This is a genomic window from Paenibacillus sp. N22P23, assembly GCF_059383735.1.
This window is the reverse complement of record NZ_JBXENT010000001.1, coordinates 127279-144079: the sequence shown is the minus strand read 5'-3', so window position 1 is coordinate 144079 and position 16801 is coordinate 127279. Positions and strand designations below refer to the sequence as shown.

17 protein-coding genes and 1 other RNA gene are annotated in these 16801 nt (G+C 49.1%); 2 read left to right on the top strand and 16 right to left on the bottom strand.

Going from position 1 to position 16801, the window contains the following annotated elements; all coding sequences use genetic code 11:
- Positions 1-77: 77 nt before the first annotated feature.
- Both AC506A_RS00650 and AC506A_RS00645 read right to left on the bottom strand, forming a co-directional pair.
- A complete protein-coding gene (locus AC506A_RS00650; protein WP_495459099.1) occupies positions 78-560 on the bottom strand; it encodes a hypothetical protein in 483 nt (160 codons plus the stop codon).
- Between the two features lie 108 nt (positions 561-668).
- The gene (locus AC506A_RS00645; RefSeq protein WP_495459098.1) at positions 669-1328 is read right to left on the bottom strand and encodes a YjbE family putative metal transport protein; all 660 of its coding nucleotides are present in this window, start codon (positions 1326-1328) and stop codon (positions 669-671) included.
- A 205-nt stretch (positions 1329-1533) separates the two neighbouring features.
- On the opposite strand from AC506A_RS00645, the gene AC506A_RS00640 reads away from it, so the two are divergent.
- Complete coding sequence (locus tag AC506A_RS00640) at positions 1534-2235, top strand: TerC family protein (protein WP_495459097.1); 702 nt, start codon at positions 1534-1536, stop codon at positions 2233-2235.
- A 26-nt stretch (positions 2236-2261) separates the two neighbouring features.
- Here the strand turns inward: AC506A_RS00640 and thiI are convergent, their stop codons facing one another.
- The 6 genes from thiI to AC506A_RS00610 form a co-directional block, all read right to left on the bottom strand.
- Positions 2262-3482 carry a tRNA uracil 4-sulfurtransferase ThiI gene (gene thiI, locus AC506A_RS00635; protein ID WP_495459096.1) on the bottom strand — a complete coding sequence of 407 codons (1221 nt, stop codon included), beginning with the start codon at positions 3480-3482 and terminating at the stop codon, positions 2262-2264.
- Between the two features lie 7 nt (positions 3483-3489).
- Entirely contained in the window at positions 3490-4656 is a 1167-nt protein-coding gene (locus tag AC506A_RS00630) for a cysteine desulfurase family protein (protein WP_495459095.1), read from the bottom strand.
- A 146-nt stretch (positions 4657-4802) separates the two neighbouring features.
- A complete protein-coding gene (locus AC506A_RS00625; RefSeq protein WP_495459094.1) occupies positions 4803-5507 on the bottom strand; it encodes a lytic transglycosylase domain-containing protein in 705 nt (234 codons plus the stop codon).
- Between the two features lie 153 nt (positions 5508-5660).
- Positions 5661-6068 (bottom strand): hypothetical protein, encoded by a 408-nt coding sequence (locus AC506A_RS00620; protein ID WP_495459093.1) that lies wholly within the window; start codon positions 6066-6068, stop codon positions 5661-5663.
- Positions 6069-6074: 6 nt separating this feature from the next.
- Positions 6075-6287 (bottom strand): DUF1540 domain-containing protein, encoded by a 213-nt coding sequence (locus AC506A_RS00615; protein WP_495459092.1) that lies wholly within the window; start codon positions 6285-6287, stop codon positions 6075-6077.
- Positions 6288-6340: 53 nt separating this feature from the next.
- Positions 6341-6841, bottom strand: a complete 501-nt coding sequence (locus AC506A_RS00610) for a YpuI family protein (RefSeq protein WP_495459091.1) — start codon at positions 6839-6841, stop codon at positions 6341-6343.
- Positions 6842-7038: 197 nt separating this feature from the next.
- Here AC506A_RS00610 and AC506A_RS00605 point away from each other — a divergent pair, with 197 nt between their 5' ends.
- Entirely contained in the window at positions 7039-8880 is a 1842-nt protein-coding gene (locus AC506A_RS00605) for a S8 family peptidase (RefSeq protein ID WP_495459090.1), read from the top strand.
- A 48-nt stretch (positions 8881-8928) separates the two neighbouring features.
- Here the strand turns inward: AC506A_RS00605 and rnpB are convergent.
- The 8 genes from rnpB to AC506A_RS00565 all read right to left on the bottom strand — a co-directional run bounded on the left by rnpB (position 8929) and on the right by AC506A_RS00565 (position 16688).
- An RNA gene (rnpB, locus tag AC506A_RS00600) (RNase P RNA component class A) lies at positions 8929-9335 on the bottom strand.
- Positions 9336-9457: 122 nt separating this feature from the next.
- Positions 9458-10579, bottom strand: coding sequence for a Nif3-like dinuclear metal center hexameric protein (locus AC506A_RS00595; protein WP_495459089.1), 1122 nt, complete (start codon positions 10577-10579; stop codon positions 9458-9460).
- Positions 10543-11337: a tRNA (adenine(22)-N(1))-methyltransferase gene (locus tag AC506A_RS00590; RefSeq protein ID WP_495459088.1), complete on the bottom strand. Its 795-nt coding sequence runs from the start codon at positions 11335-11337 to the stop codon at positions 10543-10545. Before AC506A_RS00590 ends, AC506A_RS00595 begins: the two co-directional genes overlap by 37 nt.
- 1 nt (position 11338) lies before the next feature.
- Entirely contained in the window at positions 11339-12166 is an 828-nt protein-coding gene (locus tag AC506A_RS00585; RefSeq protein WP_495459087.1) for a hypothetical protein, read from the bottom strand.
- A 110-nt stretch (positions 12167-12276) separates the two neighbouring features.
- Positions 12277-13401 carry an RNA polymerase sigma factor RpoD gene (gene rpoD / locus AC506A_RS00580; RefSeq protein ID WP_090979899.1) on the bottom strand — a complete coding sequence of 375 codons (1125 nt, stop codon included), beginning with the start codon at positions 13399-13401 and terminating at the stop codon, positions 12277-12279.
- A gap of 18 nt (positions 13402-13419) precedes the next feature.
- Positions 13420-15279: a DNA primase gene (gene dnaG / locus AC506A_RS00575; protein ID WP_495459086.1), complete on the bottom strand. Its 1860-nt coding sequence runs from the start codon at positions 15277-15279 to the stop codon at positions 13420-13422.
- Between the two features lie 41 nt (positions 15280-15320).
- Positions 15321-15788, bottom strand: coding sequence for a YaiI/YqxD family protein (locus tag AC506A_RS00570; RefSeq protein WP_495459085.1), 468 nt, complete (start codon positions 15786-15788; stop codon positions 15321-15323).
- Positions 15789-15869: 81 nt separating this feature from the next.
- Positions 15870-16688 (bottom strand): pyruvate, water dikinase regulatory protein, encoded by an 819-nt coding sequence (locus tag AC506A_RS00565; protein ID WP_495459084.1) that lies wholly within the window; start codon positions 16686-16688, stop codon positions 15870-15872.
- Between the last annotated feature and the right edge of the window lie 113 nt (positions 16689-16801).

Here is a 16801-nt window from a genome sequence, read left to right as displayed (position 1 = left end):
AGAATCCACTCCAACTTTTTTTATTTATTAGTCTGCTGTGTGCGGGCTTGCGACAAACGTGTTAAACAATTGAACCTTTACCAACGAGCTTTACGTCCCGCAACGAGCCAAGCACCAAGCGCGATAAATGCGATGGCAATGAGGTATAAGCCCCAGCCCCACACTAGCATGATGCCAAAAAACGACGCTGAAACAAGAGCAAGGATAATGGCAAGTGTTCGTGGAAACTTCGGATGGTACGTATCAAACAAATGATACTCGTATAAACCGATGGAAACCCCAAAAATGAATAAAGGCCATAAGTAGTGCATGTTGCTCCATCCGAACGCAATGCAAAAGAAAAAAATAAAGGCGTTTATTGTTAGAATAGCTCCCGGGATTAGAACAATCGGAGGAAGCAGTCGTCCAAAAAACAGCACGTGCAGCAATATGCCGGGGATCAGAACGAAAAGCGGCCAGAAGTTTGTGCCGATAAACGCAAACAATCCAAGCTTTCCGAGTAAAATAACAGCACCCGCGATCAAAAAGAGAAGACCGATGGTGTATTGGTTTTTCGACATGCCTATGTTCCTTTCTCTTTGGCACTTTTTTAACATTTACTAGTGTACTGGAACAGCAGGCAAAAAACCAGTGGTACTGCTACATTTACTCTAAAAATATAGTTTACCTTATCTTTTTATTCGCAGCAATGCCACAATAATGACCAAAGGGATGCACAGAACCGGAATTGCCTTTAACAGAACGGAAAATTCATTCGAAAATAAAGGATGAACGGCTGGATCATGAACCAACATTTCACCAGCCGCATATCCGAGCAATCCTCCTCCAATATAAACAAAGGATGGAAATTTTCGAATCATGGTACTAAGTAGCTGACTCCCCCAAATAATCATAGGTATGCTAAGGGCAATCCCGAGTAAAATAAGTACGGGCTCTCCTTCAGCCACAGCAGCGATGGCAAGGACATTGTCCAGACTCATAATAAAATCAGCGATCACAATGGTCCGGATTGCACTGGAAAGTGAGGTTACCTTGCGCATGTTGTGGTACTCCTCAGCATGTGCCGAAGCGTCCGTTACCAGCTTAATGGCAATCATGAACAACAGGATGCTGCCTGCGGCCTGAAGGTAAGGCACCTGCAGCAGCGTCAGCGCAATGAGCGTCAGTAAACAACGCAGCAGCACGGCCGCAGCAGCGCCCCACGCAACAGCTTTACGCCGCTGAGCTTTAGGCAGCTGCTGGCTCGCCAGCGCGATCACGACGGCATTGTCACCGCTCAAAAGCAAATTGATAAACATAATTTGAACGAAAATGATTAAGCTGTCCACTAATTACGCCTCCTCAAGAAGAAACGGCTTTTGCCGCCCTTTTGACGATGCGAGTTTCCTTCAAAGATTCGGAAAGCACTCGTCTATGAACGTGTATGTCCCAAGTGGACAGCTTATGTTTATCAATTTTTGAATCCTTCTTCGTTTTCAAACGTAAGAACGATAAATATCACAACGCACTTAAGAAAAGGAGGACAGAAAGACAATGGACATTTTATCGCTTGAATTTCTTTCTGCACTGGTTACAATCGTCTTTATCGACCTCATTCTTGCCGGCGATAATGCCATCGTAATCGGGCTGGCAGCTCGAAGGTTGCCAAAGGAACAACAGAAGAAAGCCGTAATATGGGGGACGGTCGGAGCCGTCGCTATTCGGGCCCTTGCTACCACATTAGTTGTATATTTGCTAAATGTTCCGTGGCTCATGCTGGCAGGCGGCATTCTGCTGCTCTGGATTGCCTACAAGCTGCTGGTTGATAATGAAGCACATGACAATATCACGGCAGGCAATACACTATGGCAATCTGTTCGCACTATCATTATTGCCGATGCAGCGATGGGTTTAGACAATGTCATCGCGGTCGCAGGGGCAGCACACGGCAGTGTAATGCTGGTTTTGCTTGGACTTATCATCAGCATCCCAATCGTAGTATGGGGCAGCACATTGTTTATTAAGCTGATCAACAAGATCCCGTGGATTGTTTACGTAGGGTCCGGAGTGCTTGCTTACACGGCAGCCAAGATGATTACGCACGAAATTAAGCTCGAAGAATTCTTTAAGAACAACCCTGCATTTGAATGGTCATTCTTAATTCTGATCGTCATCGTTATCATTGTAGCAGGTCTTTGGAAAAATGTTTCACGTAAACAAGCAGAAGGCATGGAAAAAAGCAGGGAAACCCATTAATTTGGGGGTTCCTGCTTTTTTTTTGTTTAAAACCAGCGATCCTCGCCTGCCGTCTCGACCTTATTCCGCACTTCGGGTGTAATCCGCATGACTTCCACGCTCGATACAGCCTCCGCAATCATATCTTCTAGACCGACAATCGCCTGCTCGGTTTTCTCCACGATAGCCAAATTCGGATTGGTACTTGGTGATTTCGGTACAAATAACGTGCAGCAATCCTCATAGGGCAGAATCGATGTCTCAAACGTCTCAATCTGACGTGCGATCCGAATGATCTCATTCTTATCCATCGTAATAAGCGGTCTTAGCAGCGGCAACTGAATCGACCGGCCAATGACATTCATACTGCCGAGTGTCTGGCTCGCAACTTGTCCTAAGCTGTCACCAGACACGATGCCGTATGCACTGACCTGTTCAGCAATCAACTCTGCGATACGAAGCATCGAACGGCGCATCAGCGTAATAATGAGCGGATCTTGCCCGGACTGAGCCAGTGAAGTTTGGATATCCGTAAACGAGACCAGATGAAGCTTGATCGGCACTCCGCTGTAGTGCGACAGCCGTCTGACTAAGTCGATTACCTTCTCCTTCGCTTTATCGCTTGTAAACGGATAGCTGTGAAAATGAACCGCCTCGATCTCCAACCCCTGTCTCATCGCCAGATAGCCCGCTACAGGGCTGTCAATCCCGCCGGAGAGCAATAGCACCGCTTTACCGTTCGTGCCGTAAGGGAAGCCTCCAGCGGCTTGTACGACGCTGCTGAAGACGTAAGTGCCTTCCGGCTGTATTTCAACGCGAAGCTCAACTTCCGGTTCTCTTACATTCACTTTCAGACCTGGCGTTTCACGCAACACATGGCCGCCGACCAAATGGTTCATCTCTTGTGTATCATGTGGAAACTGCTTCTCTACCCGCTTTGTGGATACTTTGAATGTCGCAGGCTGCGCCGGAAGCGCGCGCATCACTTCCAGTGCGGCAGCACGAATAGCCTCCAATTCGTTAGTTACCTTCCGGATAGGACTGAATGTTGCGATTCCAAAAATATCCCTGAGTTTTGCTGCAATTTCCTCATAGGGTTCACCATTTAAAGTGATATAGATTCTTCCATACGTACGCGTAATATCAGCTCGCACATAACTGGCCACCGCACGTCTGACTTGCTCGACCATTCGTTTATCGAAACGGTCACGGTTCTTGCCTTTCATCGTAAATTCGCCAAAACGAATTAGGATCATATCCGGATTCATGATCGGTTTACCCCTTCCTCTCGAGCGGCTTCAGCTGTTGAACGACCAACCGCAGCTTTTGACAAAGCCAATCCAGCTCCGTTTCACCATGCTCATCGCCAAAACTAATACGAATTCCGCTCACTGCGCTTTCATATGAAACATGCATCGCCTGAAGTACGCGGCTTGGCTCCTCGCTCTTGGACGAGCAGGCCGATTTGGTCGATGCCATGATCTGCTGCTTCTCCAACATATGAATGATGACTTCCGGTTTCATGCCAGGGTACGAGAAGTGAACAATATGGGGAGCTGCGCTGCTGCCGGATTCACAATCTGAGCTGCCGTTGATGAGCAGCTCCGGAATATCTTGAATACAAGCGATGAGAAGTGCCCTTAGCCTGTACATGCGCTCTGCTCTTGCAGGGCTGCTCTCTACGGCTAGGCGGAACGCCTTCGCAGAGGCAACGATTGCCGGAACGTTCTCCGTCCCCGGACGAAGCTCCCGCTCCTGGCTTCCCCCTCTTAACAAAGGTTCGAGCGTTACTCCTTGCCGGACGTATAACAACCCAACGCCTCGGGGGCCATTCACTTTGTGTGCGGATGCCGAGAACAAATCAATGCCCCATCCAGCCAGATCAACGGTTAGTTTACCGACACTTTGCACCCCGTCGACATGAAATAGAACACCTCTACGTGATTTCAGCAGCTTGCCGATTTCGATAATCGGTTGAATTGCTCCAACTTCATTATTGACATGCATCACGCTTACCAGTATGGTCTCATCCGTTAATGCCGCTTCAAGGTCTGCAGCAGAAACGACTCCCAGCGAATCGACAGGCAAGTACGTCACCGTAAATCCTTCACGCTCCAGCGCTTTGAATGATTCATACACGGACGGATGCTCCACAGCCGTTGTTATCAAATGATTCCCGCGTTTCTTTCCGCTTTTGGCAGCGCCCATGATCGCGATATTGTTGCTTTCCGTCCCGCTGGAAGTGAACAGCCATTCCTTCGTATCCGTACCCGGAAATATGGAGGCGATCGCTCCTCTGGCACGTTCCAACACATTACCCGCTTCCTGGCCGCTTCTGTGAAGAGACGACGGATTCGCATAATGTTTAGCCATTACTTCTGCCATCGTGCGAATGACTTCTTCATGCGGCGGCGTTGAAGCACAGTGGTCAAAATAATACATAATGTCCAGCTTCCTCTCATCCTTCTGACAACAAACGAAAAAGATCAGCGAAAATGCTGAGAGGGGTTTCTTGCCCCAGTCTCAGCGATCCCCGTGATCTCCTATTCTCCCCAGCCGCTAACGTTCCCTTGCAGCTGTTAGCATGATTAAATGGAACTGTCGTATTGGTCTTTCGCGCGCTGTACTTTCGCTACATAGCGCTGTGTTTCATGGGGCAGCAATGCCATCATTGCCGCGAAATCTTCATTGCTCTTGATCCCGGCACGGTCAACTCTGCCCGGACCGGCATTATAGGCGGCTAATGCAGTTTGTTCATTGCCATCGTACTTGCGCATGAGATAAGCAAGGAATTTGGTGCCGCCTTCAATGTTTTGCTGTGGATCAAATGAATTCGTAACGCCAAGTCCACGTGCAGTGCCATCCATTAGCTGCATGAGACCTTTGGCCCCAGCAGAGGATTCCGCGTTTGGATTATAGGATGATTCCGTATGTATAACGGCTTTAATAAGTGTTGGGTCAATGCCGTATTTGGCTGCTGCCTCATGAATATAAGCCTCATACCCGGTTGGACTGCTATTACCCTCCGAAGAGCTTTCAACTGCTGCAGCTTGGATCATAGGCACTAAGCCGTTAAGCGCCTCTATCGACATCATACCAGGCTGAGAAGCCATGTCAGCAAGTCCTGACGTGCCTGTCCCACCTGCCATATACTGTTGAAGCAATGTATCGAACATGGATGAACCGTCTTGGCCGCTTGTTGCTGACAGGATATTCTCATTACCGTTCAAATCTAGACTCGGCATCATCTGCAAGTGCAGCAATGATTTCATTATTCGTGGATCGATACTCATGATGTTCCTCCGCATCCCTTAGTGCAATTCGACATTAGTTAGCACTATTTTACATCTTTTTTACGGGATCCGCCAGTGAGCCGTTAGTCCCAGTCTCATGCTTGTCAATAAAGAAGCCGGCACAGAGATAATCTCTGACCGGCTTCAGATCCATTAGGTTATCGCGTAGTAAAGGGGAACAAGGACCAAATAAGCAGCAGCAGCTATAAACCCAAGCGTAATGGACCAAACGCCAAGACCTCTAGCACCTTGCCTGTAAGCAATGAAACCGACAATTATCGCCGTAGCACCGAGAACAACTGGCCATACCACCCATGACAATGCCGCTAGTATAAGTGCTGCCCAACCGGTTGCCCGACCTGCAGACTTCGTTTCACGAATAGCTTCATTCGTAATGTGATTACTTTCGCGAGTTGGATAGGCATGGATCGACTGACGCGGTATAGCAATTTCGGCAGACATTTCTTCGTTGTAAGCCTTCATGTCTGGATGATACAAAGGATTAGTCGATGAGTCATCATGCGGGCTATGGGAGAACTGCCCCTCTGATTCGCGTTCCATCAAGCCTCACTCCTTCGCTTTAAAGGTATGGCAGCAGGTTGCTGCCTTGTTCGTTGCGGTATCTTGATGTTCACCGCCAAAGCCCTCTTCAGCAAATTCAGATCCGAAATGATTGTTCGCATGTCTGTCGATGTCGACTTCAATTTTCGCCGCATTGCATTGGTTTCCTTCTTTCCAGAAGGTACAGTTAGCAACACTGCAGCTTACGCCATTCGGCATAAAAATCACCCCCGGTATCAAGTTGCCCGTACCGGGGGTGTGTTATGCTTTCCTTATTTTTGACCCTGCATACGGCGCTGGGTCATATAGTCGCTCTCATAGTAGGATAAATCATCGCGAAGCTCTTCATAAATCTTCGATACAGTAAGTACGATATCACGAGCGGCACGTACAGGCTTTTTGCGGAAACGGATCGCATCTTGTCCAGTGTACGCGTAACGGCCGTCCTCGGAATAACATTCGTTCTTAGGGTAGAAAAATGCATTTACACATTGATGATAAGCTTCGTACAGTCCACGCTCTGCAAAATCAATATCGAAATTAGGACGTCTTAACGCCACACCCAATTTTTCGTAAGCAACTTCGGAGAAAACAAGCATGTGTCTAAGGTCTGCCAGCAAACCTTTATAGAAAAGCTCGGAATCGTTTCCTTGGTCTTCTTCTGTAAGCTGTGGAAGCGCATACTGGTTCAGAAACGTCTCCAAATGGCCGACTGCAAGTTTCAATTTGTCTCTCGTTGATTCGCTAATCGCTTTTACGTTAGTCGAAGGCATTATGGTAGATCCCCTTTCATCATCGCAAACAATACTTAAATCATCAACATCGTACCACAAATAGCAAACAGATGGTACTCCGGATTACCAAAGCCTCCGTATATTTTCACCTACCCGATATCACCCTAAGACAAGCAGCCCCGATTCGGGCTTCCAGTCAAACAAAGCAGGTACAGTCATTCAAGGGGGTATTCACCATGACGAGGCGAAAGTGGGTCGGCTGGTTTTGTATTTTGGCAGCTGCCGCTTTGCTTATTCCGCTCACACCTTGGTTCAGCTCGCCAAGTCCCGCCAATAAAGAAAAGAAACCCGAAATGCGTACAATGTCCGCGAACCGCGAACGTCAGCTCAAGCTGGCGACAGTAAAGCATGATATGGACGCAACTGCCGTTCTATGCCATGCGGAATGTGCGAAGAACTTCCAGAAACTAATGAAGCATGAAGCCGCTGTATCGACGAATGAGCATCATCTCACTCACTTAATGAAGATGCACAAACAGATGATCTACGTTTGGTGGAGGCATCAAAGTCATTCCATTACGAAGGGCAGCAAGCCTGATTTATCCCAGCTCAATGAAGAAATGATGAAAGCGAAGCAGCATGTCGTTGCTGGGAAAGCCTATTCCTCCTCTCCACTACAATTAAATGGACACCGTTACATGGTCCTCGGTGAGCCTGATCCAAAGCATAAAGGAGACGGAATTGCTGCGATTCTACTGCAAGACATCGTGACGAAGGTACAAGGCCATCAACAGCGCAATTTACGGCTTGTCCCTTATCCGGCTGAAGGCAAGTACAAGATCGAGTCTGTCAAACCGAATTCGACGGAAGATATTACAGTGAAGACCGGTGAAGACAACGGAAATGCCAGCCACTACCATATGAACGAGGTTGTCGTGAGGTTCCGTCAACCGCCAACGGTAGATCAGTTAGCCCAAATCAAACAGGATATTACCGCTCTCTCCATGAAGAAGCTGGGGTATACGTATGTTTTCCGCTCCAGAGTGATGGACGCGGAATCGATGATGCGGTACTTCAGAACGAGCTGGCATGTCGTGTATGCCGAGCCTCACTATCTATATATGACTAATGCGGCATCGGATATTATCCCTAACGATGCGCTTTATTCGGAATATCAATGGAATCTGCCCGTAATCGAAACGGAGAAGGGCTGGAATGTATCGAAAGGCAGCAACAATGTCGTTATTGCGGTGCTGGATACAGGCGTGCAAATGGATCATCCCGATCTGAAAGGTAAGCTTGCGGAAGGGACGAATTTGGTCATCTCAGGAACACCGCCGGATGATGATGTCGGTCATGGCACGCATGTCGCAGGAATCATCGCTGCGGCTGTCAACAACGGAGAAGGCGTTGCAGGCATGACCTGGTACAACAAAGTACTTCCGGTCAAAGTATTGGACAGCAGCGGCGCTGGCTCAACTTACACGGTCGCTGAAGGCGTCATATGGGCAACTGATCATGGTGCCAAAGTCATTAATATGAGTTTGGGCAACTATGCGGAAGCTCAGTTCCTTCATGATGCGATCAAATATGCGTATGACAAAGGCGTAGTCCTCATCGCGGCAAGCGGCAATGACAATACGGAACGTCCCGGTTATCCGGCCGCTTATCCTGAAGTATTCGCGGTAGCATCCACGAATTCGGACGGTACGCGCTCGACCTTCTCCAACTACGGGGATTACATCGATGTAGCTGCACCTGGCTTCAGCATCGCAAGTACCTATCCGGGCAGCCAATATGCAGCGCTCTCCGGCACTTCTATGGCTAGTCCGCATGTAGCTGCACTCGCAGGGCTTATCCGGTCGATCAACCCGGAACTGACCAATGTTGAAGTAATGGATATTATGCGAAAATCGGCCAAAGACCTTGGTGACAAAGGCAAGGATAATTATTTCGGCTACGGTCAAATCGACGTTGTCAATGCGCTGAAAGCTGCGCAGCAGTCGAAAGTGTCGCTGCAGCAATTTCCGCAGCAGGTTGAACGTCGCTTGGCTCAGATCGCGAGCAAATACGAATAAATAACGAAAAAACCCGCTAGGCATAAGCCTCGCGGGTTTTTTGAGCATATGGAAAGCTTGCCGTAAGCCGGGTTCTGTGCCTCTTGTGGTGTGACGGGAACTACCCTCCCACGTGTGAAGCGACAATCATCTATCTAGGCCGATCATTGCTAATCAGCTCAAGCGACCAACCCGAACGCGCCCCGGGCAGAGGTGCGGCTCGAAGCCACTGCGTTCTCTCGGTCTTGCTCCAGATGGGGTTTACCAGCCCCATTGTCACCAATGGCGCTCGTGGTCTCTTACACCACGGTTCCACCCTTACCTGTGCCGGATTTGCATCCGGCCATCGGCGGTCCATTTCTGTGGCACTATCCTTCGGCTCGCGCCGACTGGATGTTATCCAGCATCTTCGCCCTACGGAGCCCGGACTTTCCTCTCGCGGCAACAAGGCCGCCAGCGATTGTCTGTCAAACTTTCCGTGTACAACACAGTATACGCGGAACGAAGGAAAAGCTCAAGGTCTGAATCATTTCCATCAAGATGAAACGCCGTCGCCGTCTTTGCGGCGCGGTGGCTTCATCTAGTTGAAACGGTCTACTTATAGGAATTGGAACGGCTCCGTCTCGACTTGAGAGGCAATCGCCTCAGTCGCATATTTCCGCTGCTGGAGCTCTCTGCGCAGCCAATCCGCTACACGAGGCTTCATCAGCTTCTCGATATTGTGGCCGGGATCGATAATCGACAGCCCTGCCATCGCAGCATCATGCGCGGTATGGTAATCCATATCGCCTGTTACGAGCACGTCAGCACCTGCAAACAGCGCATGACGCACATACCTGGCTCCGGAACCGCCAAGCACGGCCACCTTGCGTACATCACGGTCAAGATCACCAACGACGCGCAGTGCAGGAACTTCGAATACTGTTTTCGCCCGTTCAGCGAGTTCACGAAGCTTCATAGCAGCAGGCAGCTTACCTACTCGCCCAAGTCCGAATACGCGCCCTTTCATATCAACCGGATACAAATCGTACGCGACTTCTTCATAGGGATGAGCCTTTAGCATCGCTTGTACAACTTTCCGGTGCACGCTTGCAGGAACAATCGTTTCCACTCTAATTTCTTGCACACGCTCAAGCTTGCCTTTCTCACCGATAAACGGGTCCGCTGTATCTCCCGGCAGGAAAGTGCCGACTCCTTCGATATTAAAACTGCATTGGCTGTAGCCGCCAATATCGCCAGCCCCTGCGTTCCATATCGCCTGAAGCACTTGTTCATGATGCGTCTTTGGAACAAAGACGACCAGCTTGAACTGCTTGTCCGTGTGTACATCCTCAAGCGAGGCGCGGCCTTCGGCAGGCACTCCAAGCATATCGGCCATCCAATCATTGATGCCTCCGTCAGCAACGTCAAGATTGGTATGTGCGATATAAACAGCGATATCCTTCTTGATCAGTTTCTCATACAGTTTACCTGCCGGCGTGGAGGTGTCCAGCTTTGCAAGAGGTCTATAAATAATCGCATGATGGGCGATGATCAACTCTGCGCCGAGTGCAATAGCCTCATCGACTACCTCGTCAGTGACATCGAGTGCCACGAGCACTTTACTGACTACCTTCTGCAGTGTACCTAGCTGAAGACCGATTTTATCGTTCTCCATCGCGATATGTTTGGGAGCAAGCTGCTCTATAAGTTGGATGACGGTTTGGCCGTTCGCAAACATGACAGCACCTCCTCAATCCCTTTCATTTCGCCGCGCAGCTGTGCTTCCTTCTCGCGCGATTCCGCTAAATCCGATTGACCTAACTGACCACATATCCGATCGAGCTTCCCGTGCTCATGCAGCCATTTGTTGTGCAGCCAATCATTCGGCTGACGCAGCAAATACGGGCCCATACGGTACAGCCATTCACTCTTGGCAGCCTCTGACATAGACGGAATCTCCAGGAACGACGAGTTATATACGCCTTCATTGGTGACTTGAGAAGGACTATGCTGTTCATGCAGTACATGCATCACCTCATAGATCCGACCATCCTCTTCCAGAATCACCTCATCCTGCAGGACATACCCATGCTGAACAAGCCATTTGCGTACGATTTCTTCACCAACATTAGGCTGCAGTACAAGCTCACGAACGCCTTCAAGCTTACCAGCCAGCCGCCCTGCCTCTAGAATGTCAGCCATTAAACTGCCGCCCATTCCGGCAATAGTGACCGTGTCAGCCTCGCCTGGGGCGAGTACAGCTAATCCGTCACCTTGACGAACTTCGATCTTCTTCGTCAAACCAGCCTCAGCTACCTGTCTCTTAGCAGCTTGGAACGGTCCTGTGTTAAGCTCTCCCGCTATAGCAGACGGACATTTACCGCTTTGCAGCAAATAAACCGGCAGCAACGCATGATCGGAACCAATATCGGCAATTCTCGATTGTGGCGAGACCAGATCTGCAATTTGCTGTAAACGTTTAGACAACTTTATCATCTCATGCAACCCACGCAATCCATTGTTTTCGAAGGGAGAAGAGCAGTGCCCCTCCCGCCATAATTTTGACCATTAATTGAAGTTGTAATCCAAACTCTGCATCCGCGAATACAGCGGCGTAGAGTTCGGGCATGAACCAAACAAGCGCACCGGCAACAAACAGAATCGATGCCACTGGTCTTGACCAGCGATGAAAGAACCAGCTGCACCAGCCAAATACGAACGAGGCCGGAAGCCAGTACAGCTGGATTTCAAACCATTTAGGCGAATCCGTGTTGTTTGCAAGCAGCCACGCATATACGAGGAACGAAGCCATCCAGCCGCATAGATGAAGCAACGGTATTCGAGCTCCAATGCCAAATGCGATCCAAAACAGCGAACAGAAAGCAAGAAGTCCAGCTTTCCATCCCCATGCTTCAAGCGCATGGTGCTGCAGCATATATAAGCCGGCACCTAACATCAGCAGCATGCCGGTCCCGATTAAACCGATCCCTACAGATTCGTTTTTGGCCCGATATCGTTGCCCGATAAAGAGCAGAATGTAGACGCCGGTAATCGACAGCGCAATTTGCAATACTGGATGAAAAACAGTAAAATAAAGAAAAACAAAACAGATCAAGGAAAAAATCCCAAATGTCAGGAGCCATTGTTTAACAGATGCTCCTTTCACTACAACCGCTGCTCGACCCGCAAAGGTCGCCGGAGCACGCTTTTCGCCTTCATCCAAATAAAGGTTGAGCAGAAAATCACAATATTGCTCGGGAAGCAGTTTACTGCGCTGCCAATGCTCGATCTCTCTTATGATAGTCTTGCGGCGCTCTTGATCCATAACGTCACAGTGATTCCTCTCTCATGGTTGGATTCTTATAAGTGTTACACATATAAATTCCACAAGGTGGAAAAAAGACCTTGCTGCTTCAAGCAGAAAGGTCCTGGTTGTTATTCAAGAAAATCTTTCAAACGTTTGCTTCTCGATGGATGACGAAGCTTGCGTAATGCTTTAGCTTCGATCTGACGAATCCGTTCACGCGTAACGCCGAATACTTTGCCGACTTCCTCCAGCGTACGTGTACGACCGTCATCAAGTCCGAAACGAAGTCTCAGTACGTTCTCCTCACGCTCCGTGAGCGTATCCAGCACGTCCTCCAACTGTTCCTTCAGCAGCTCGTATGCGGCAGCATCTGCCGGTGCGAGCGCCTCTTGATCCTCGATAAAGTCGCCCAAATGTGAATCGTCTTCTTCCCCGATCGGTGTTTCAAGCGATACCGGCTCTTGTGCGATCTTCATGATTTCACGCACTTTCTCGGTGCTCAAATCCATTTCAGCCGCAATTTCCTCTGGGCTTGGCTCACGTCCAAGTTCTTGAAGCAACTGACGTGAAACCCGAACAAGTTTGTTGATCGTTTCGACCATATGAACCGGAATCCGGATCGTACGAGCTTGGTCCGCAATCGCACGCGTAATCGCTTGTCTGATCCACCAAGTAGCATAAGTACTGAACTTGTAGCCCTTTGTATGGTCAAACTTTTCAACCGCTTTGATTAGACCCATGTTGCCTTCTTGAATGAGATCCAGAAACAGCATGCCGCGTCCAACATAACGTTTGGCGATACTGACCACGAGTCTGAGGTTCGCTTCAGCAAGTCTGCGCTTGGCTTCTTCGTCCCCATTCTCAATCCGCTTGGCGAGCTCGACTTCATCATCTGCCGATAGCAGCGGTACACGTCCGATTTCTTTCAAGTACATGCGAACCGGATCGTTGATTTTGATGCCAGGCGGGAGCGCCAGATCATCATCGAAATTGAAGTCGTCATGCTCACGCTCTTGATCGTCCCGATTGCTGATCGGAAGATCATCGTTCTCATTTACCACTTCAATGCCGATATCATCGAGCTGCTCGAAAAACTCATCGATTTGTTCCGGATCCTGATCGAAAGGTGAGAGCTTCTCCATAATCTCTTTGTACGTTAAGGAGGATCTCTTCTTCCCATGTTCAATCAGCTGTTCCTTGACGAGTTCCAGCTTCTGTTCAGTATCCAATTCAGTATGTTGATCATTCGCCATAATCCGACTCCCTCCTCCCTAGAAACGATCATCCTGCCGACCTTTTAGCTGTCTCTCTAGGGCATTCATTTCAATTGCAATTTGTGCTGCTTTCAACATGTCCCCGGAACGTTCCGCGCGTACCATGGCTTCTTTCATCTGTTCGATTTCCCGAAACCTTGGCACCTTCAAGATTTCATTCACATAATCAGCAAGCAGTTGCTCGTCGAATGGAATGTCATCATCCGTCATCAATATAGAAGCAGCAGTCCGTTCAAGCCGGCTATCTTGGAGCGAAGCGATAAACCGACTAACATCCGGATCATGTCCTTGCGCATAGTAAGCATATAAGTAAGCAGCAAGCGCTGCGTGATCCTCTACATTAAAAGCCTCTCCAAGCTTCTGATGCACCGTGTTTGCTGTATCAGCATCCTGCAGCATCTGCGCAAGCAGCTTGCGTTCAGCGACCTGATAAGCAGGCAAAACAGGCGGTGCAGAGGACGTGCGACGGTTCTCGCGGTTTTCATTCCTACCATTATTCCACGAATTGTCGTTATTATCCCTTTGCGGTTTCATTTTTTGCAGCTGCTGCCGCCGATCAAAGCAGTCCTGCTTCAATGAATCCAGAGACATATCGAACTCACGGGACAGCTCTTTCAAATAAAACTCCCGCTCCGTTGGAGAATCAAGCACGGCAATGATGCCGACCGCTTCGAGCAGGTAGTTCTTCTGTCCCTCTTCTTCTAGGAGTATATGGTTTTTCTTTGCATATAGTAGTCTAAATTTCGTTGCGGACACCGGATGTTCAATCGTTTCTCGCATGAACGCATCTGCTCCATGCTTCTCAATATATTCATCCGGATCCATCCCTCTGGGCAGCATTGCAACCTGAACGCGCAATCCCACTCGCTCCAATAGCGGGATCGTCTTCAGCACTGCAGCTTGTCCAGCATTATCGCCATCATAACAAAGCACGGCCTCTTCAACATTGCGCTGCAATATCGAGGCATGCTCCTCTGTCAGTGCCGTGCCCATAGAGGCTACGCCGTTATGCACACCTGCACTCCATGCTTTGATGACATCCATATAACCTTCAAACAGAACAATCCGGCGGCTCTTACGCATGGCTGTTCGGGCATGATGAAAGTTATACAAATTGCGGCTCTTGTTAAAAAGCATCGTCTCCGGTGAATTCAAATATTTCGGTTGACCTTCACCGAGCATTCTGCCTGCCAGCGCGATGACCTTGCCGTCGCGGTTCCAAATCGGAAACATGATCCGATCACGAAACCGGTCGATGTAGCCGCTTTTGTCCTGCTTGGCAATAAGCAGTCCGCCTTTCTCCATCAGCGCGAGATTATACTCCCGCTTCTCGAGAAAACGCGTGAGTGTGTCCCATTCCGGAGGCGCATACCCGATCATGAACTGATCGATTTGCTTATCCGTAACACCACGATTACGTAGGTATTGCAGAGCTGTTTGCCCATGAGTCGTATTCATCAATAAATAATGATACAACTTAACGGACAATTCATGCGCCTCAATCAGAGTATCGCGATCTCCCCCATCAGCGGATTGTTGACGCTCCTGCGATCCTGACCAGGTGATGGGAATATTCGCTTCCTCCGCCATTACGCGAATAGCTTCAGGGAACGAGTATTCCTCAATCTCTTCAATAAACTTAATTGCATTGCCGCCTTTACCGCACCCATAGCAGTAAAAAATTCCCTTCTCCGGGGTAACGGTAAACGACGGAGACTTCTCTGAATGAAACGGGCAAAGCCCCTTCATGTATTTCCCGTGCTTCGAGAGGTGAACGTACTTTCCTACCGTTTCTACAATATCGTGATGCTTAAGCACCGCTTCAATGACAGAATCCGGTATTTTCTCGTAAGCCATACACCTTCACCTTCATCCTAAATGACAAGTAATACTATTCGCTACGGCTTGGCATTCTCCTGCCGAGTTTGCAAAACTTTTGTCAGGTTTTGCTGAAAATACGCACGATCTTCGCTTGACATCGCCTTTGGGCCCTTCGTTCTTCCGCCGCTGCGACGCTTCTTCGCCAGCTCGTGCCTGCGCTCCATTAAGTAATCGATGTTGCTGTCATCATATTGTTGGCCGCGCGGCGAAAGAGCGATCGCGCCTCTAGACAATACGATTGTCGCAAGACCAAAATCCTGTGTGACGACGATATCGCCGCGCCGGATATGGTTTGCGATATACAAATCGACAGACTGGTCACTTCGATCGACCTGCATAATCGAAACACCTGTTTCTTCTTGGAGCCGGTGATCATGAGAAGCCACCATCAGAACCGGAACCGCGAATTTTCGCGCCACTTCGACAATTTCCCGCTTAACCGGACACGCATCAGCATCTACTACAATCGTTGGTATTGCTGTCATTGTTTGCATCACCGCATCTTCTTGTAACTACCGTACTATTATATACGGCAAATAACCAAAAAATCCTGCACCGAACTTGCATCAATTGGATTCTATATACTCCAAAATCAGACTTGCTGTCTCTTCGACCGCCCGATGGGAGACATCAATGACCAAACAACCGATTCGATCGGTGATTTGCGCCGCATATTTCAGCTCACGCTCGATACGCGCTGTCGTTGCATAAGCAGCGCTGTCCGGTAAACCGAGTGCCTTCAATCGTTCTTTTCGAATGCCGTTCAGATAATTGATATCAATCGTTAACCCTACTACTTTCTCTTTAGGAATTTGGAACAGCTCATCAGGCGGGTCAAGCTCCGGCATGAGCGGAACGTTAGCGACCTTGAACTGCTTATGGGCCAAATACATGGAGAGCGGGGTCTTAGACGTACGCGAGACACCGACGAGCACAATGTCCGCCTTCAGAATGCCCGTCGTATCGCGCATATCATCGTACTTGACGGCGAACTCAACAGCTTCAACCTTGCGGAAATAATCTTCATCCAGCACATGATTGAGTCCGGGCTCTTGCCGCGATTTGCGATTTGTTTTGTCTTCCAAACTCGTGATTAATGAACCCAGCAAATCAATGGCTGTTACCTCGTGGATCCGTGCAAACTCGACCATTCGGTCGCGCAGCCCCGGAAGCACAAGGGTATAAAGCATGATGGCACCTTGCTCCTTGGCTTGCAGTACGAACCGTTCGAGCGACGCTTCATCATGGACGAACGGCGCTCTGCGGATGTCGGCGTTGATGGGATGAAATTGGGCTATCGCAGCCCGGACGACAAGCTCGCCGGTGTCACCGGCGGAATCGGAAACGACGTAAATAATCACCTCAGGCTGCGTATCTGTAGCCATTTCTTCCCCTCCTGTGTCTTTTCCTGCGGAAAAACAAGTTAGTCCAAGGTAGTGTCTTTTCCTGCGGAAAAACAAGTTAGTCCAAGGTAGTGTCTTTTCCTGCGGAAAAACAA